The sequence below is a fragment of the Bacillus sp. FSL K6-2971 genome (genome assembly GCF_038006405.1).
In the GTDB taxonomy this organism is placed as follows: Bacteria; Bacillota; Bacilli; order Bacillales; family Bacillaceae; genus Bacillus; species Bacillus pumilus.
On the sequence record NZ_JBBOVD010000001.1, the window covers coordinates 3,197,029 to 3,214,983 of the forward strand.

Genomic DNA, 17,955 nt, shown 5'->3' on the forward strand with positions numbered 1-17,955 from the left:
TTGTTTATTTCCACAAATTGATTCATTGCCCAAGCACCCTGCATACGCTAATACAAAAGGGGGCGCTTTTCATATGATTATCCTTTCAGGACAGCCAGTGACAAATGAGCAGCTGGCTTCATTTCAGCTAGAAGGACAAAAGCGGATCATTTTGATGCAGTTACAAGCCTCAAATGATACGTTCCGCTACAGGCAAGCATCTGATTTGTTATTTGAGGTCACATTGAGATCGAACATTATGAATGCTGCAAGAGATTTGCATAAAAGTGGTGCCTCATTTGCCATCTTTCAAAGGTCCCGTGCAAATGACGCCTTTTGGCGCGTATCGGAAGCAGGGGCATTAGAGCTGCGCTATCAAGTCGAACCATCTAGAGGCATTAAAGACATTTTTGAAAATGGCTCACAATATGCATTTGAATGTGCCACCGCCATTGTCATCGTGTTTTATATGGGCGTCTTGCAAACGGTAGGAGACGAGAAGTTTAACCGAAGGCTTCGCAGTCTAACCCTGTATGACTGGCATTATGATACATTGTCGATTTATACAGAGCGCGGGAATGACTTTATCTATGGGGATTGCTTATATTTCGAGAATCCAGAATTTAGCTATCAGCAGTCACAGTGGCGCGGGGAAAATGTGATTTACTTAGGTGAAGATCAATATTACGGACATGGACTAGGGATTTTAACAGCGGCAGAAATTATCGATAAATTGAATAAGAGAAGGCGGCCAGGTGCTGTTCAATCTGCTTATCTATTGCCGCAGACTACTCGGATGGATGTGATTTATCTCAGGCAAATGTTTGGCAGCTAAAAAAAGCCTCTTGTCTAGTGGTTATGACAAGGGGCTTTTGTATGCCTTGCGCTTTTGTATGCCTTGCGCTTTCGATAATCTTGCAGCGTGCCAAGCATCGTGTTCGCAAGGAGCTCCATTTTTTCTAAGTCTTTTCTTGTGACCGGCGGATCGTGCCGGCTCCATTTTACATAACGAACAAAATAGTAATGACGAATGGGCGTAAGGACGGCAGGAGAGTGCGGAAATTCATCAAACCAAAATTCAATTTGTCCTTTTTTTCGGTATGAATGTTTTAAGATGTCCACCCTTTCACACCACCCAACATGATTTTATATGTGCGTCAGTTCATGCATGATCTCCTCAACGGTTAAAATCGAGTGAATGCGACCGACGCCCTGTCCCGCCCAAAGAGCCATTTGATCAGGGTTACCCGCAGCGGCTGCTGCTTTTCGCATCGGTGTCGTCCATACATGCTGAGCCGGATAAGGAAGAACCCTATCTTCATTCTGTCTTTCTTCCTCCATCCACTGATTCACAATACCTCTTGCTCTTTTTCCAGAAAAAAGCCTTGTGATCTTTGTTTCACTGCTTTCTGCCTGTAAAATCGCCTTTTTGTATACGTCTGCCGCAGCACTTTCCTGACTGGCTAAAAATCGTGTGCCGATTTGCACCGCATCCGCTCCAAGCGCTAGAGCGGCTTCCACACCTGTTCGATCTGTAATCCCGCCTGCGGCGATCAATGGCACATGACAGAGCGTCTGGACGTCAGAGATTAGGCTAAAGAGTCCCATCAGGGCATCTCCTTTTGCAGGTAAAAAGGTACCTCGGTGACCCCCTGCTTCACTTCCTTGCAGAACAATGGCATCCATCCCTTTTTCCTCTAAAAGCAGTGCTTCCTCTTTTGTTGTGGCGGTTCCGATCAAAAAGATCCCCTTTTGTTTTAAGCGATGTATCGTTTGTTCATTTGGACAAGAGAAGGTAAAGGAAACGACCGGTACGTCTTCTTCCAAAAGAATGTTAATTTTCTGTTCAAAATCATGCCACAATTCCTCTTCGCTCGGCAGACTATCAGCTACTTGTCTTGCTGGCAATCTCTTCTCCCAAAAAGCCACATCCTCTTTTTTGACTTCAGAAATTGGCTCTGGTACAAATACATTGACCTGAAACAGGCCCGTTGTCAGCTGTTTGACCTGTTTGATCTGCTGCCTCAAATGGTCAGGCTGCACATATCCACTTGCCAAACTGCCAAGTCCCCCGCATTGCGAAACAGCGGCTGCCAGCTGCGGTGTCACGGCACCTCCTGCCATTGGTGCTTGGATCATCCCATATTTGATTTGCAGTAATTTCGTGATATCCCCCATTTATGTCCCCCATCTCTTACTCGTTTGATGACACCTGTATATAAAAATGGCGATGTCTCGGTCCGTCAAACTCACAGAAATAGATTCCCTGCCATGTGCCAAGGACAAGATCACCATGATGGATGAGAACATGCTGCGAGGCACCCATATAGCTCGCTTTCATATGTGCGGCTGTATTTCCTTCCATATGGCGGTCCTTCGAATGTTCCCACGGAAAGATTTCGTCAAGCCGGCGGAGCATATCTCGTTTCACATCTGGGTCCGCATTTTCATTAATGGTCATCCCTGCTGTCGTATGAGGACAGTAGACGATGACGGTTCCGTTTTGAATACCTGTTTCCTTAATATATTGATGGACCTCGTTCGTCACGTCGATCATCTCATCACGTCTGTTTGTTTGTACATTGATTTTTTTCATATGAGCGGCTCCCTTTTGTTATTTCTATAAAACCATACCCTTTTTATGTGAAATCAATCACTGTTTATCGGTGGAAGGTATTCTCCCACCTAAAGTTTACCAAGTAAAAAAACCTCGTCAAGTGTTACGAGGTTTTTAGGAAAAGTGGACCTTTTTGATGTCAATGGTCCGAATATGATGGTCTTCCGCATCTATGATGGTAAATTCACAGCCTTCTGCTTCAATCGTATCTCCAATCTCAATATCAAATTTATGTGTCATCATCCAGCCAGCAATTGTATCAACATCATCATTCTCTATAGCTAAATCCAATAAATCATTCACTTCATCAATCAAGGCTTTCCCATCCATTACATAATGGAAGTCACCTTTTTTGACGATATGAGGTGTTTCATCTTGATCATATTCATCACGAATTTCGCCCACGATTTCCTCTAATATGTCCTCTACTGTAACAAGCCCGGCTGTTCCTCCATATTCGTCTACGAGCACTGACATATGAATTCGTTCCTTTTGCATCAAAATGAGCAATTCTTGAACAGGCGTACTTTCAATCACCCGTATCACAGGACGCATTAAGTCTTCAATTGTCACATCTTGATTCAGGAAACTCGCCTTAAACACATCTTTGCTATTGATGACACCAATCACATGATCTTTGTCTTCTTTAATGACGGGGTAGCGTGTGTATCTTTCGTTCAGCATATAATGTGTCACGTCTTCAAGCGTCTGTTCAATCTCTATGGCTGAAATTTCTGTACGAGGAATCATGATCTCTCTCGCCACTCGGTTATCAAATTCAAAAATTTTATTCACATATTTGTACTCAGATTGGTTAATCTCACCCTTTTCATAGCTTTCAGATAAAATGAGACGCAATTCTTCCTCACTGATCGCCACTTCATGTTCTTTGACAGAATGAAAACCGAATAATTTCACAATGCCTCGCGCAGATCCATTTAATGCTTTAATAAACGGGTACATGACTTTATAGAAAAAGATGAGTGGCTTTGCTGTCACAAGGCTGACCGCCTCTGCCTTTTGAATGGCAATCGTTTTAGGCGCCAGTTCTCCCACAACGACATGTAAAAACGTAATGATCACAAATGCGATGATAAACGATAGGATGTCGGTTAATGCGGAATGAAGCCCCAAATCCTCAAACAGTGGATGCAGAAAATGCTCCACCGTCGGCTCGCCCAGCCACCCTAAGCCTAAAGCGGTAATGGTAATGCCGAGTTGACAGGCGGATAAATATTCGTCGAGATTTGATATAAGCTTTTGTACGTGAATGGCTCTCTTATCTCCGCTCTCAATCAGTTGATTGATTTTAGAGCCTCTAATTTTCACAATCGCAAATTCAGTGACAACAAAAAATGCTGTCGCAGCAATGAGTAATATGACTAAAAATACGTTTAAAATATACAAAAAAACCCTTACCTAACAATGGTAAGGGCTCACCTCCTCTGGCATCAATTAATCATTACGGCCATTTAGGAAGATCATTACAAAACGGAGCAATTCAAACAAGGAGACAAGGGCTGCTGCGACGTACGTAAGAGCGGCAGCATTTAACACCTTGTTCACGCCTCTTTCTTCACTGCTTCTAATGATTCCTTCTGAAACAATGATATCTTTCGCACGAGAACTTGCATTAAACTCGACAGGCAATGTCACAAGCTGAAAGAACACAGCCGCTGAGAACAAAATGATCCCAAGCCCGATTAAGTTAAGGCTGCCAAGTAAGATTCCACCAAGGAAAAGAAGCGGGGCAACACCAGATGCAAAGTTCACGACAGGAAAGATCTTATGTCTCAAGACAAGCGCACCATAGGATTCCTGATGCTGCAAGGCATGTCCAACCTCGTGTGATGCGACTGAAATGGCCGAAATGGAATGGCCGTAGTACACAGGTTCAGATAAGCGAACCACACGCTGCGTCGGGTCGTAATGATCAGTCAAAGTTCCTCTTACCGGTTCAACAGGCACGTCGTATAACCCGTTGAGATCTAAAATATGTCGAGCGGTTTCCGCACCTGTTTTCATACTGGATGCTTCAACCTTTGAATACTTTTCAAAATTATTCTTTACTTTAAATTGTGCCCAAAATGATAATCCCAATGCGGCAAAAGTTAAAAAATAAAAAAACAGCATGCTCATCAGCTTCCTTTTTATTTTATATATTTATTTACAATTTTAATGACTTTTATGTAACGTGTACAGAAAAAAGCACTAGGTCTTTTTAAGGGGGATCACCACGCCAATGAAAAAGAAGAACACACCTAAGCATGCTGTATAAAAGGTCACCGTTCCGTATAGGTTTTGAAAAAAGTGCAGCCATGAAAAATCATTCATAAAATGATTCACCGCATTTAAGTCAAAAACAAGTAAGATCATAGCTGATGATAAAAAGTGAGCGCCGATAAAAAGAAGTACGGTCTTTTGAACGAACGACATTCGCATTCCCTCCTTCTTCTCTCTTATTTTAAGATATGGGATCTACATGACGAAGATGAAAAAATGTTTCCTCAATCGGGCATACTGACATTAGCAGTTTCCTGAAAGGAAGAGTCCAATGAAATCAAATCGTATCTTTATCGCTTGGCTAAGGTGGCCACTGTATCTTCGAATTGCCATCATCATCTGTTTCTTGCTTCTTTTTTTTGGACAATTAATCGTTTTACTTGAACCGAAGCAGTATCATACGATCTTTGATGGGATCTGGTGGGCCCTCATTACAGTTGCGACGGTCGGCTACGGTGATTTTGTGCCGCAAACCATGCCCGGACAAATCGCAGGTATGGCGCTGATTCTGATCGGGGCAAGCTTTGTCACGGCTTATTTCGCCACACTTGCCGCCGCTGTGTTCAGCAAGCAGCACCATTATGTAGAAGGAAAGGTCGCCTTTAAAGGGAAAGGACATCTCATTATCGTCGGCTGGAATGAGAAAACGAACAAACTGCTTCAGTCGTTTCAAACAATTGATCCAGCTATGCCGATTGTGCTGATTGATGACTCCTTGAAGGAAGGGCCGCTTTTAGAGAATGTTCATTTTATTAAAGGACATGGCACCGAAGATGGCACACTTCGCAAAGCCAATATTTCAGGTGCAGATGCACTGATGATTACCGCAGATCAGCACGAGAATGAAGTGACAGCTGATATGCAGAGTGTTTTAACATTACTTGCAGCAAAAGGATTAAACCCTTCTCTATACTGTTTAATTGAAATTTTAACAGATCGTTACGTGAAAAATGCCGAGCGGGCTGGCGCCAATCAAGTCATTCATACCTCTGATGCAGTCAATCATTTAATGGTCGAGCATTTTCTTTTAAAGGAACAGTTCAAAGCGTTAAAGAAAAAACGACATATGACCTTGCATAAACAGATCACCATCATACCGGTTCCAGCTTCGTTAGCCGGAGAAACATTCTTAACAGCGCTCCATCATTTTTTAGAGCATCATGTGATCATTGTCGGTGTACAAAAAAAAGAAGGACCCATGATGAATCCTCCCTTTGATTATGAGCTTCATCCAGAGGATGAACTAATCAGCCTTTAAAGCAGTGCGTCTTCTAATTCCTTGACGAGCGAAAAGCCAATCTCAGTATAAGCTTTTGATACATCTCCATCTTTCTCTTTTGGTTCTTGGAATTGGTTAAAGGATGCTCCCACATTTCCAACCATCGCATGATCATCTAACTTATCTTGATAGACATGCTTTAAGAGAAATGGATCTCCCAGTTTCACCACAACGCCTGGCTGATCCAGCTGGCCCTTTTCGGCTGTAAAAGGAACTCTGAGAAAAGTATAGCCATCACGATTATCAATTTTATAATCAAAGTATCCGTGATCGTAATCCCAGTTACCATTAATAACATAACCGAGCGGCTTCATCGTCTCTTCTAAATGGTAAAGTGAAAAGCTTTCACCAGGCAGCCTGGATGGTACATGAATCATACGAAACCCTCCTTTTGTCTAATAGGTTTCGTTAAAGAGAAGAATTCATACATCTATCTCTCGTGATTTGTACATTGTTTGAAAAAGTGGCATCAAATAAGTTTTGATTGGATGATTGATTCGTCTCGTTCGCACTGACGGAACCTGATGTTTCCTTCGTAGCACTCATAGGACAAATGCGTCCGACATTGCCAAAGTTGACGATTGCCTGGTCTGAAATATCGTGAATGTAAATATGATTCGTTCTCATGTTTCACCCTCCTCTACTCATTATTCTATGTACAGAGCGTAAGGAGGCTTGCACAGGAACCGTGAGAAAATAAAAAAGGCACACCCTTCAAAGGTGTGCTTTTCATTCTTATGATTGTTTCAGTCGGCTTTCAAGTTCGGCTTTTTTCTCTTCGAAGCCTGGTTTTCCTAATAAAGCAAACATATTCACTTTATAAGCTTCTACGCCAGGCTGGTCGAATGGATTGACGCCTAGTAGATATCCAGACATCGCGCATGCTTTCTCAAAGAAGTAAACGAGATATCCGAATGTATAAGCATCCATCTCAGGAATTGTGACGATCAGATTCGGTACTTTTCCATCTGTATGAGCAAGCATCGTTCCTTCAAATGCTTTTTTATTAACAAAATCAACCGTTTTTCCTGCTAGATAGTTCAAGCCATCAAGGTCTTGTTCTTCTGCTTCGATGACAAGCTCATGACGAGGCTTGTCTACATTAACGATTGTTTCAAACAAGTCTCTTCTTCCTTCTTGAACATATTGACCAAGTGAATGAAGATCTGTTGAGAAGTTCGCAGATGAAGGATAGATTCCTTTTTCATCTTTCCCTTCACTTTCACCGAATAATTGTTTCCACCATTCTGCAAAGTATTGCAGTCCTGGCTCATAGTTAATCAGCATTTCAATCGTTCTGCCTTTATTGTAAAGGACATTACGGACGACAGCATATTGGTATGCCGCATTCTCAGAAAGCTCAGATGAAGCGAAGTCTTCGCTTGCTTTTGCCGCACCTTCCATCATCTGATCAATGTCTGCACCGCTCACAGCGATTGGCAATAGACCTACTGCTGTTAAGACTGAATAGCGTCCACCTACATCATCAGGGATGATAAATGATTCGTAGCCTTCTTCTGTTGCTAATGTTTTCAATGCACCGCGTGCCTTGTCAGTTGTTGCATAAATACGTTTTTTCGCTTCTTCGGCACCGTATTTTTCAATGAGGAGCTTTTTAAAGATGCGGAACGCAATCGCTGGCTCTGTTGTTGTACCAGATTTTGAAATAACGTTAATAGAGAAATCTGCATCTTCCAATAGATCCATCACATCTGTTAAATAAGAAGAACTGATGTTGTTTCCAATAAAGATGATTTGTGGCGTCTTGCGTTTGCCTTTTGGCAGCGTGTTATAGAAAGAGTGGTTCAAAAATTCAATCGCCGCACGTGCGCCGAGATACGAACCGCCAATTCCGACAACAAGCAAGACATCAGAGTCTGACTTAATTTTATCTGCACTTTTTTTAATGCGGGCAAATTCTTCGCGATCATATTGCTTCGGCAAGTCAACCCAGCCTAAATAATCACTGCCTGTACCCGTTTGTTCATGAATATTATGATGGGCCACCTTCACAAAATCTTTTAAATATGTAAGCTCATGTTCTTGAAAGAAAGGTAACGCTTTTGAGTAGTCAAATTGAATATGTGTCATCGCTTGTAAGCCCTCCATTACGTTAGTTCTGTCCCTTTCACTTTAGCGGAACTAGCTATTGAAATCAAGTGATCGTCACTCCGATAGCAAAAAGCCGTTTCTCATAGAGAGAAACGGCACAGATTGTTGACAAAGGGCTAAAATGATCTTGATTTTAGCCCTTTGTCTTCTTTTCAGCGTGATAGAAAACCTTTGAAGTCTAGGAAGGACGAGTACTGGCGCGGAGCGAATTTGACATTCGTGAGCACCAGCACGCAGGACTGACACCGAATGCGAGGGTTTGTCTACACGCTGAGCCGTTTCTCATAGAGAGAAACGGCACGCAGGATTATAAAGAAGCTTTCAAAATAGAAAGAATGTCATCACGACCAAGTTTCATAAAGTTACCAAAATCACCGTATTCCATTTCTTTCGCCGCAATGTCGGCAATTTTGTCCAGCTGATCTTCACCAATGTCATAATCGGCTAGACGGCTTGGTGCACCGAGGCTTGTCCAGAATGCTGACAGCTTGTCGATACCTTCTAATGCGATATCACGATCAGATTTTCCTTCTGTCTCGATGTCAAACATGTTCAGCATGAGATTTTTAAAGCGCTCCACATTGTGATCGAGTGTATGACGCATCCAATTTGGGAAGAGGATCGCAAGTCCGCCTGCATGCGGAATGTCATAGACAGCCGATACTGCATGCTCAATCGTATGGGACGCCCAGTCGCCAAAGTAACCCATTTGCAGCGTGCCATTTAAAGCGATCGTTCCTGCGTAAAGGATCGTTTCACGGTGCTCATAGTTTTGTAAGTCTTCAAGCAGTTTTGGTGCTGTCTCGATGACTGTTTGAAGAACAGCAAAACACATCCGATCCTGTAGCGGCGTGTTTTTGACATTATGGAAGTATTGCTCGAAGACGTGGCTCATCATATCGACCATGCCGTACACCGTCTGGTTTTCTGGCACTGAATAAGTATGCTCAGGGTCTAAAATTGAAAAAGCAGGATGAGTGACTGAACTGCCCCACACATATTTTTCATTTGTTTCCCAGTTTGTGATGACAGAGTCTGGATTCATTTCAGAACCAGTTGCCGCAAGTGTCAGCACTGTGCCAAACGGCAATGCTTTTTGAGCGGTTGTTTTCTTTGAGATAATGTCCCACACATCTCCGTCATATTCCGCTCCGGCTGCAATCGCTTTTGTACAGTCGATCACACTACCGCCGCCAACAGCTAATAAGAAATCAATTTTTTCATTTTGGCAGATGTCGATTCCTTTTTTCACTGTGGTGAGGCGCGGGTTTGGTTCAACACCTGACAGCTCAAATACGTCAGCTTCTGCTTCATTTAACGCGCTGATCACATTATCATAAAGGCCATTTTTCTTAATGCTGCCTCCACCATATACAAGTAACACTCGTTTTCCATAACGAGCGAGTTCGCTTTTTAGTCCGTCTAGTTGTCCTTTTCCAAACTTTAATTTCGTTGGATTATAATAAATAAAATTTTCCATCTGTTGATACATCTCCTTACAGCGTATATATCCAAAAACATGAAAGACTACTTTAACATATGTACACGTCGAACTCAAAAAAAGATAACTGCTCGAAAGCAATTATCTTTTCATTGTTTGATTATAAAGAAGCATTCAAAATAGCTAGAACATCTTCTTTGTTTAGCTTTTTAAATTGACCAAATTCACCGCGTGCCATTGCACGATCTGCGATTAAATCAATTTTCTCATCGTTGATATCATAGTCCGCTAAACGGTTCGGTGCGCCAAGACTTGTCCAGAAAGCTGACAATTTGTCGATTCCTTCTAAGCCCACTTCTTCGTCTGTTTTGCCCGCAGGATCCACATCAAATACGCGTACCGCTAATTGTTTAAAGCGGCCTGGGTTTTCCTGAATGACATGCTTCATCCAGTTCGGGAACAAGATCGCAAGTCCGCCTGCATGAGGGATATCATAGACAGCAGATACCGCATGCTCGATGTTGTGAGATGCCCAGTCACCGCGTGCTCCCATTGACAGCATACCATTGAGCGCAATGGTCCCAGTGAATAAGATCGTTTCACGCAGCTCATAGTTCTCTAGATCGCCAATCAGCTTCGGTGCTGTTTCAATGACTGTACGAAGAAGCCCTTCACACATCCGGTCTTGGTAAGGTGTATTTTCCGTGTGATGGAAATATTGTTCGAACACGTGAGACATCATATCAACCATGCCATAAATCGTATGGTTTTTTGGTACAGTGAATGTGTTCACTGGATCAAGAATAGAGAATTTAGGGAAAACTGCTGGACTTCCCCAGCCATATTTCTCATTTGTTTCCCAGTTTGTGATCACTGATCCAGAGTTCATTTCAGAACCTGTTGCAGCAAGGGTTAACACCGTACCGAACGGAATTGCTTCCATTGGGACATGCTTACGCGTCACGATATCCCAAGCATCTCCATCGTACTTGGCTCCGGCTGCGATCGCTTTCGTTGCATCAATAACACTGCCGCCGCCAACTGCCAAAATAAAGTCAACGTTGTTCTCTTTGCAAAGCTCAACCCCTTTTCTTACCGTTGTTAAGCGCGGGTTTGGCTCAACACCAGCAAGTTCAGTGATTGCAGCTCCTGATTCTTTTAGGATGCTGACAACTTGGTCATAAAGGCCGTTTCGTTTAATACTGCCTCCACCATATACAAGTAATACGTTTTTTCCGTAGTGTTTGAGTTCATCTGAAAGGGCTGAAACTTCTCCCTTTCCAAATATTAATTTCGTTGGGTTCCAATAAGTAAATCGATCCATTTGATCTCCTCCTCGCGCTACATTATGCGCCTCAATCATTCCAAAAGTAAAGTAATTTGCTTTAATCCATTTTCTTACGCATAGTTTGGCTAAAAATCTGCAAAATATAAATGTATTGATGCTGTAGCGAAAGGAGGAATCACGATGAGTGCTATTCAGCGTATTGCCCTCGTGCTCACGATTATCGGTGCTATTAACTGGGGACTAATCGGCTTTTTTCAATTTGACTTAGTAGCAGCGATCTTTGGCGGACAAGGCTCTGCATTATCACGTATTATTTATGGTCTTGTTGGAATTGCAGGTCTTGTTAACCTTGGTCTATTGTTCAAGCCAAGCGAAGAAGCTGTTCGCCGTGACGAGCCGAATCCAGAGGTTCGCTAAACAAAAAGACATAAAAAAGGCCGCCTATACGAGGCAGCCAAAGGCACCGTTTGAAGCGGTGCTTTTTTTATTTCTTGATTAAGTCTTTACGGTTAGACTGCTCAATCCACTCTTCAAGTTTATCTTTAAGCGTATTGAAACCTTGTGGTGTAGCAGCTTCTTCTTTCACTTGCTGTGGTCTTTGTTTCTTTGGTTTGCTTTCTTTTCTTTCAGGTGCTTCTTGTGTAGCACGGATGGAAAGGCTGATTTTACCAGCTTTTTCATCAACAGAAAGAACTTTCACTTGAACTTCGTCACCAATTGAAAGATGCTCGTTGATGTCTTTTACGAAACCATGTGTTACTTCAGAAATATGCACAAGTCCTTGAGTTTCTTCATCTAATGCAACAAACGCACCATACGCTTGTAATCCTGTTACTTTACCAGTGTAAACACTGCCTACTTCAAACTTTGTCGCCATGATAACAACTCCTAAATAAATGTTTTAATATTCGTTTATACGCAATTAAAAACTATATCACAGAACGGTCTTTTACGCAAAATATTTTTTAATTGGGTTTAGATCAGTTCAAAAGGGGGAATACCTGAAAACAAGAATGCTTTCTAGTATTCCCCCCTAATTTGAGAGGCATGAGTCCTAATGGATTGATGCCTTTTTTTATTTGATGATGGCAGGTGCTTCTTCTTTCACTTGTCGTTCCTGCAAAAAGCGCTGGATTCTTGAAAGTGATTCCTGAAGATGGTCAAGAGACGAAGCATATGAACAACGAATATGACCTTCACCACTCGGTCCGAAGACATTACCAGGGACTACGGCTACTTTTTCACTTAGGAGCAGCTCCTCAGCAAATTGTTCTGACGTCATGCCCGTCGTTTTAATGGACGGGAAAGCGTAAAATGCGCCGTTTGGCTGGTGACATGTGAGCCCTAGTTCATTCAAAGAGCCGACAAACAAATTTCGCCGCCTTCTGTAGCTTTTCTTCATTTTCTCTACATCTTCAAGCCCATTTTTCAAGGCTTCTTCTGCTGCATATTGTGCCATAGAGGGCGCACACATCATAGAATATTGGTGTATTTTCAGCATGGCATCGCGCAGTACAGGTGGTGCTGCCACATATCCTAAGCGCCAGCCAGTCATAGCAAACCCTTTTGAAAAGCCTGAAATGAGGATCGTTCTTTCCTTCATATCTTGAATTGCCGCCACACTTGTAAAAGCTTCATCGTACGTCAGCTCTGCGTAAATCTCATCCGTGATAATGAGAAGGTCATGCTCTTTTGCAAATTGAGCAATATCTTCAAGCTCTTCCTTTGAATAGACTGAGCCAGTTGGATTTGATGGTGAGCAAAGCAGGATCGCTTTTGTCTTAGGCGTCAGCTTCGTGCGAAGATCCGCAGAATCTGCTTTGAAATCTTTTTCAGCCGATGTACTTAAATAAACAGGTACTCCGCCCGCAAGTGTCGTAAGGGCCCCATATGCTACGAAACAAGGCTCTGGAATGATCACTTCATCCCCGCTGTTTAAAATCGCACGAAACGCCAAATCAAGTGCCTGGCTTCCGCCAACTGTGATAATCAGTTCTTCTTCAGGACTGTAGTCAATGTAAAACCGCTTATATAAATAGTTGCTCAATTCTTTTCGCAAAGATAATAACCCTGCATTCGCCGTATAAGAGGTAAGCCCTTGTTCTAATGACATAATACTTGCTTCTCTGACATTCCAAGCTGTCACGAAATTTGGCTCGCCAACACCAAGGGAAATGACCCCTTCCATTGTGGCTGCCAAATCAAAGAATTTCCGAATACCTGACGGCTGAATGCTTTGCACCGTTTCAGATAAATAAGACTTTTTCATTTAAGGTGACACCACGATTCTTTTGTCATCGTCTCCTGTTTCAAACACTTTCCCATCATGTTTATATCTCTTCAAAATAAAGTGGGTAGTTGTTGAAACAACGGAATCAAGTGTCGATAATTTTTCAGACACGAAGCGGGCAATATCAGACATAGATCTTCCGCGGATCACAACAGATAGATCGTAAACACCTGACATGAGATAGACAGACTCCACTTCCTGAAAGCGGTAAATACGTTCAGCAATTTCATCAAATCCGACGCCTCTTTTTGGTGTCACTTTGACATCAATCATTGCTGTGACGCCTTCGTGACCATCTACTTTACGCCAGTCAATCATGGTTGAGTAATCAATAATGACTTTTTGATCTTCAAGTTTTTGAATAATCGCTTCTGCTTCTTCTGTTGTCACGCCTGCCATTTTTGCAATTGTATTTAAATCGGCACGGCTGTTTTCATCTAAAATCTCTAATATTTCAGTTTCTTTTTCTGTTAGTTTCATTTGATTTCACACCTCAGATTGTAAAAAGCTAGTTTTAAAAAATCTTCTGAACATTATAGCACGTTTTTCCCATTATGCTAAGCAGGGAAAAGATGCTAACCATAGCTTAAAATCCACTTTTTAGGGTACAATACAGTCACCTAACAGAGAGAGTATCAAGTATCGGAGTGATGAGTATGGACATTGTTCAGCCAGCTTATATGAAAAGTAAATTCGGTTTAGACATCTATTACGAGCACTATCCAAATCAGGGGAAGAAAACATTGATCTTAATTCATGGTCTTTTCTCTTCTACCTTCAGCTATCGAAAGCTCATCCCGCTTCTGAAACAAGACTTCAATTTAATCGCGATCGATCTGCCGCCATTTGGACAGTCCGAGAAGTCGAATACGTTTATTTACAGCTATCGCAACATGGCAAAGATCATTATCGAGCTAGCTGGTTACTTACAGATTCAGCATGCGATCCTTGTGGGTCATTCGATGGGCGGCCAAATTGCTTTATATGCCGCATCTGAACGGCCAGACCTATTTGAAAAGGCGGTCCTTTTGTGCAGCTCAGGATATTTAAATAAATCAAAGAGATCAGTTGTTTACAGCACATATATTCCTTATTTTTATCTCTATCTTAAAAGAAAGCTCTTGAAGCAAGGCATCATGAAAAATTTAACGGCTGTTGTGCATGATCATTCCATCATTGATCAAGAGATGGTGGATGGATATTTAAAGCCTTTTTCTGATGATCAAATTTTCCGAGGGATTTTCCGCTTGATTCGGCACCGGGAAGGGGATTTGACCTCGGATGTCCTAAAGAAAATGGAGACACCCGTGCTGCTCATTTGGGGTGAGGAAGATCGAATCGTTCCCATCCAAATAGGAGAGAGGCTGCACAAGGATCTGCCAAACTCGACCTTGCACGCATTAAAAAAAACCGGGCACCTCGTTCCTGAGGAAAATCCGGTCTTTGTGTCTGATCAAATCGGACATTTCAGCCTGTCTTAGCGTGTGCAGGAGCTGCTGTCTCGTATGACGAAAAGCTGATTCGCTATATGTTGACAGCTCTCAAAAGGCAGGAGCTGCTCAAATGAGTGATGATAAATGGCTTGAATGTCTTTTGCTAAAGATAAAGAGTCTTCTGCGTCGTATAATGCACTGATGACGTCAGCAGGCTCCGTTTCATAAAAATCCTCCCCATATTGAAAAGGGTCCCATGCCTTAATGAGTTGAATCATCTCTTCTACAGCTTGACTATCTTTCATCGGTATCACCGCTTATAATAAATTTTGTGATGTTTATTTTAGCACAACCAACAATGGTTGAAAAACGGCTAGAGGTGGGTTTCATGAATTTCGACGAACAGATCATACGTAAAGGTTCAAAATCAGTGAAATGGGATCAAGCAGAGTCTTTATTCCTTACAACAGATGCGCTGCCAATGTGGGTAGCCGATATGGATTTTAAAGCGCCGCAGGTCGTCCTTGATGCATTAAAAAAGCGATTGGATCACGGTGTATTTGGCTATGCTTTTCAAGATCAGGATACGCAGCAGGCAGTAGCTGAATGGCTCAAAAGAAGGCATGGATGGTCGATCCAGACAGAAGCTGTCACCTTCACACCTGGGATTGTCACGGCACTTAGTTTTGCAGTCCAAGCCTATACAGAACCAAGTGACGAAGTCGTCATACAGTCCCCTGTGTATACACCTTTTTATCAAATGATTGAACGAAATGGACGAACAGTCTCAACCAATCCTTTAAAAATAGAAAACAACCGCTATGTCATGGATTTTGATGATTTAGAGAAAAAATTAAGCAGACCTGAAGCGAAGCTCATGTTCCTCTGTCATCCGCATAATCCGTCCGGAAGAGCGTGGTCAAAAGAGGAACTAAAGCAAGTAGGAGACCTCTGTATCAAGCACGGTGTCACAGTCGTTTCAGATGAGATTCATTCTGATTTGATGCTATACGGAAAGCAGCATGTACCATTTGCTAGTCTTTCTGACGACATAGCACATATCACAGTGACTTGCATTGCACCAAGTAAAACATTTAATTTAGCTGGCCTCCAAGCATCTGCCATTATCATTTCCGATGAAGAAAAAAGAACCCTTTTCAACAATGAAATGCAAAGAAACGGACTGGCCAAACTGAATGCTTTTGCGATCCCTGCGATGGAAGCAGCATACCGCCATGGGGATGAGTGGCTTGATGCACTTGTTCTTTATCTCGAAAACAATATGAAAATGGCAATGGACTATATGGACGAACATCTTCCAAACATGCGTTATATGAAACCAGATGCTTCTTATTTATTGTGGCTAGACATTCGGGATTATCAATTCAGTCAAGCGGAATTGAAACGCAATTTGCTAAAAAAGGGCAAAGTGATCCTAGAGCTTGGTCACGTGTACGGACTCGAAGGAGACGGCTTTATTCGGATGAATCTCGGCTGTCCTGCTTCAACAGTCAAAGAAGGATTGAAACGCCTTCAACAAGCGTTTACGCAATCATCTGAATAAGGCCTATATGATCGAAAGAACATCCTCACGGGTGTTCTTTTTAAAGAAAAAAACCCTCCTTTTATCATATCTACTTTGTACATGAAATGATATAATGAGAGGAATTACTATTATTTACGAGGAGAGCATTTAAATGGAAATGTTCAAGGATTTTCTGCTCCATGTATCTTTTATTCTATTTCCAATCTTTTTATATCATGCGCTATGGCTAAGCCGGACCCCTGCTCATTTCCCAAAAACGAATAAACTGCTCATCACAGTATTCGCATCCATCTCTTCAGCACTATGTATTATGTATCCAGTTGGTTCGATTTTAGACTTGCAGACTGGCCTTCAATCCATCCCTCTTGTACTTGCCATTTTATACGGAGGCTACACAGCTGGGATCGTCGCCATCTTGATAAGTTCCATGGTCAAATTCGTGATGTATGGCTCTTTTTTATGGGTTGGACTCATTGTCGTACCGATTTACTTTTTCATCCCATTTCTGTTCTACCGGAAATGGCGTCAATATCCGAAGCTGAAAAAGCTGATGTATGGAGTGCTTATCGGTTTATCCAAAGGATTCTTTATTTACATTGGACTATTTGCGGTCAGCATAATGGAATACAGCCCGGCCTTTATTATGCAGCAGAAGTTACTTGAGTTATTTTTCTCAACTCTTTACTACATATTCTTTCTCGTGCTAAGTATCTATTCCATTGAATTCGTGAAAGAAAATGCGCAAATGAGAACACAGCTCGTCCAATCAGAAAAGCTGACCATTGTAAGTGAACTCGCTGCAAGCGTTGCCCATGAAGTACGCAATCCGCTGACAGTGGTGAGAGGCTTTATCCAATTGCTCTTTTCTAGTGACAATACAAAAGAGACGTCAACCAATAAAGATTATAAAAATCTCGTTCTGTCCGAGTTAGACAGGGCGCAGGATATTATTACGAGTTATCTTGACATTGCGAAACAAAATTATTATCAAATTGAATCTCTCAACCTATCTAAATTACTCGAGGAATGTGCATCACTGATGACATCCTATGCGAATTTCAAATCGGTCACGATTCATCAATCCATTGAACCAGACTTATACATTCAAGGTGATGAAACGAAGATTAAGCAAGTCATGATTAATTTAATCAAAAATGCGATTGAAGCAGCCCCAGAACACGAAGGGAAAATTGAACTTTTTGCTTCAAAAGAAAATCATAAAATATGCATTTATTTCGTAGATAACGGTGTAGGAATGACAGAAAACCAAATGAAAAAGCTTGGCGAACCCTATTACACCTTGAAAAATAAAGGGACTGGACTTGGGCTGACCGTAACATTTTCTATCATTGAAAATCACCATGGCACCATTCGTTTCAAAAGCTCGCTTCAGTCTGGTACAACCGTTACCGTGAAGTTTCCTGAAGATACAAGAAGAAAATGATCACTCCATTTTTTTTGTCTTTTTTTCATCTATCCGCTCCTGCTTCTTAGACGCACGAACGATCAGACGAAAGCAAATAAATGCAGCCATAAAGAAAATCACCGTGGTGATTGCCGCTGGGATGTACTCCCTTTTATCTTCAGGAAAATACAGTAGAAAGAGTGCGATGAACGACAGCATTCGCCATTCCCCCTTTTGCTCGTTTACTTCACTATATTGGCTAAAAGAAATGAAATACCTTCC

At 42.0% G+C, this 17,955-nt stretch carries 22 protein-coding genes; 6 read left to right on the top strand and 16 right to left on the bottom strand.

Annotated elements, in window-relative coordinates; translation table 11 throughout:
• The first annotated feature begins 73 nt into the window (after nt 1–73).
• On the top strand, nt 74–814 hold the full coding sequence (locus tag MHI33_RS17185) for a protein-glutamine gamma-glutamyltransferase (RefSeq protein ID WP_044140789.1): 741 nt from the start codon (nt 74–76) through the stop codon (nt 812–814).
• Between the two features lie 14 nt (nt 815–828).
• On the opposite strand, the gene MHI33_RS17190 is transcribed toward MHI33_RS17185, so the two are convergent.
• The 6 genes from MHI33_RS17190 to MHI33_RS17215 form a co-directional block, all read right to left on the bottom strand.
• The gene (locus MHI33_RS17190) at nt 829–1,101 is read right to left on the bottom strand and encodes a hypothetical protein (protein WP_044140790.1); all 273 of its coding nucleotides are present in this window, start codon (nt 1,099–1,101) and stop codon (nt 829–831) included.
• Nucleotides 1,102–1,125: 24 nt separating this feature from the next.
• On the bottom strand, nt 1,126–2,157 hold the full coding sequence (locus MHI33_RS17195; protein WP_340912767.1) for a nitronate monooxygenase: 1,032 nt from the start codon (nt 2,155–2,157) through the stop codon (nt 1,126–1,128).
• A 16-nt stretch (nt 2,158–2,173) separates the two neighbouring features.
• On the bottom strand, nt 2,174–2,575 hold the full coding sequence (locus MHI33_RS17200; protein WP_044140792.1) for a secondary thiamine-phosphate synthase enzyme YjbQ: 402 nt from the start codon (nt 2,573–2,575) through the stop codon (nt 2,174–2,176).
• Between the two features lie 135 nt (nt 2,576–2,710).
• The gene (locus MHI33_RS17205; RefSeq protein WP_268492720.1) at nt 2,711–4,003 is read right to left on the bottom strand and encodes a hemolysin family protein; all 1,293 of its coding nucleotides are present in this window, start codon (nt 4,001–4,003) and stop codon (nt 2,711–2,713) included.
• A gap of 48 nt (nt 4,004–4,051) precedes the next feature.
• Nucleotides 4,052–4,726 carry a zinc metallopeptidase gene (locus MHI33_RS17210; protein WP_265208607.1) on the bottom strand — a complete coding sequence of 225 codons (675 nt, stop codon included), beginning with the start codon at nt 4,724–4,726 and terminating at the stop codon, nt 4,052–4,054.
• Nucleotides 4,727–4,807: 81 nt separating this feature from the next.
• Nucleotides 4,808–5,032, bottom strand: a complete 225-nt coding sequence (locus tag MHI33_RS17215) for a hypothetical protein (protein ID WP_003213467.1) — start codon at nt 5,030–5,032, stop codon at nt 4,808–4,810.
• 118 nt (nt 5,033–5,150) lie between these two features.
• On the opposite strand from MHI33_RS17215, the gene MHI33_RS17220 reads away from it, so the two are divergent.
• Nucleotides 5,151–6,137, top strand: a complete 987-nt coding sequence (locus tag MHI33_RS17220) for a potassium channel family protein (protein ID WP_003213017.1) — start codon at nt 5,151–5,153, stop codon at nt 6,135–6,137.
• Here MHI33_RS17220 and MHI33_RS17225 read toward each other — a convergent pair.
• From MHI33_RS17225 to MHI33_RS17245, 5 genes are all read right to left on the bottom strand, one after another.
• Nucleotides 6,134–6,535, bottom strand: coding sequence for a YugN-like family protein (locus tag MHI33_RS17225; protein ID WP_012011078.1), 402 nt, complete (start codon nt 6,533–6,535; stop codon nt 6,134–6,136). The genes MHI33_RS17220 and MHI33_RS17225 overlap by 4 nt on opposite strands.
• 31 nt (nt 6,536–6,566) lie before the next feature.
• Nucleotides 6,567–6,785 carry a spore germination protein gene (locus tag MHI33_RS17230; protein WP_265208425.1) on the bottom strand — a complete coding sequence of 73 codons (219 nt, stop codon included), beginning with the start codon at nt 6,783–6,785 and terminating at the stop codon, nt 6,567–6,569.
• Nucleotides 6,786–6,893: 108 nt separating this feature from the next.
• Nucleotides 6,894–8,249, bottom strand: a complete 1,356-nt coding sequence (locus MHI33_RS17235) for a glucose-6-phosphate isomerase (protein ID WP_012011080.1) — start codon at nt 8,247–8,249, stop codon at nt 6,894–6,896.
• Nucleotides 8,250–8,577: 328 nt separating this feature from the next.
• Nucleotides 8,578–9,750, bottom strand: a complete 1,173-nt coding sequence (locus tag MHI33_RS17240; RefSeq protein WP_265208427.1) for an iron-containing alcohol dehydrogenase — start codon at nt 9,748–9,750, stop codon at nt 8,578–8,580.
• 121 nt (nt 9,751–9,871) lie between these two features.
• Nucleotides 9,872–11,035: an iron-containing alcohol dehydrogenase gene (locus MHI33_RS17245; RefSeq protein WP_044140798.1), complete on the bottom strand. Its 1,164-nt coding sequence runs from the start codon at nt 11,033–11,035 to the stop codon at nt 9,872–9,874.
• Nucleotides 11,036–11,179: 144 nt separating this feature from the next.
• Between MHI33_RS17245 and MHI33_RS17250 the strand changes: the two genes are divergently transcribed.
• Nucleotides 11,180–11,416 (top strand): DUF378 domain-containing protein, encoded by a 237-nt coding sequence (locus tag MHI33_RS17250; RefSeq protein WP_003212952.1) that lies wholly within the window; start codon nt 11,180–11,182, stop codon nt 11,414–11,416.
• A gap of 67 nt (nt 11,417–11,483) precedes the next feature.
• Here MHI33_RS17250 and yugI read toward each other — a convergent pair whose 3' ends face one another.
• The 3 genes from yugI to MHI33_RS17265 all read right to left on the bottom strand — a co-directional run bounded on the left by yugI (nt 11,484) and on the right by MHI33_RS17265 (nt 13,769).
• Entirely contained in the window at nt 11,484–11,876 is a 393-nt protein-coding gene (gene yugI, locus MHI33_RS17255; protein ID WP_003213420.1) for a S1 domain-containing post-transcriptional regulator GSP13, read from the bottom strand.
• Nucleotides 11,877–12,074: 198 nt separating this feature from the next.
• On the bottom strand, nt 12,075–13,268 hold the full coding sequence (locus MHI33_RS17260; RefSeq protein WP_340912775.1) for an aminotransferase: 1,194 nt from the start codon (nt 13,266–13,268) through the stop codon (nt 12,075–12,077).
• Nucleotides 13,269–13,769: an Lrp/AsnC family transcriptional regulator gene (locus MHI33_RS17265; protein WP_003213765.1), complete on the bottom strand. Its 501-nt coding sequence runs from the start codon at nt 13,767–13,769 to the stop codon at nt 13,269–13,271.
• Nucleotides 13,770–13,945: 176 nt separating this feature from the next.
• Here MHI33_RS17265 and MHI33_RS17270 point away from each other — a divergent pair, with 176 nt between their 5' ends.
• Nucleotides 13,946–14,770, top strand: coding sequence for an alpha/beta fold hydrolase (locus MHI33_RS17270; RefSeq protein ID WP_050944033.1), 825 nt, complete (start codon nt 13,946–13,948; stop codon nt 14,768–14,770).
• Here MHI33_RS17270 and MHI33_RS17275 read toward each other — a convergent pair.
• Nucleotides 14,767–15,027, bottom strand: a complete 261-nt coding sequence (locus tag MHI33_RS17275) for a YugE family protein (protein ID WP_003213422.1) — start codon at nt 15,025–15,027, stop codon at nt 14,767–14,769. The genes MHI33_RS17270 and MHI33_RS17275 overlap by 4 nt on opposite strands.
• An 83-nt stretch (nt 15,028–15,110) precedes the next feature.
• Here MHI33_RS17275 and MHI33_RS17280 point away from each other — a divergent pair, with 83 nt between their 5' ends.
• Nucleotides 15,111–16,286 carry a MalY/PatB family protein gene (locus MHI33_RS17280; protein WP_265208429.1) on the top strand — a complete coding sequence of 392 codons (1,176 nt, stop codon included), beginning with the start codon at nt 15,111–15,113 and terminating at the stop codon, nt 16,284–16,286.
• A gap of 133 nt (nt 16,287–16,419) precedes the next feature.
• Nucleotides 16,420–17,712 carry an ATP-binding protein gene (locus MHI33_RS17285; protein WP_340912779.1) on the top strand — a complete coding sequence of 431 codons (1,293 nt, stop codon included), beginning with the start codon at nt 16,420–16,422 and terminating at the stop codon, nt 17,710–17,712.
• Here the strand turns inward: MHI33_RS17285 and MHI33_RS17290 are convergent, their stop codons facing one another.
• Nucleotides 17,713–17,892, bottom strand: coding sequence for a hypothetical protein (locus MHI33_RS17290; protein ID WP_044140804.1), 180 nt, complete (start codon nt 17,890–17,892; stop codon nt 17,713–17,715).
• Nucleotides 17,893–17,955 lie beyond the last annotated feature (63 nt).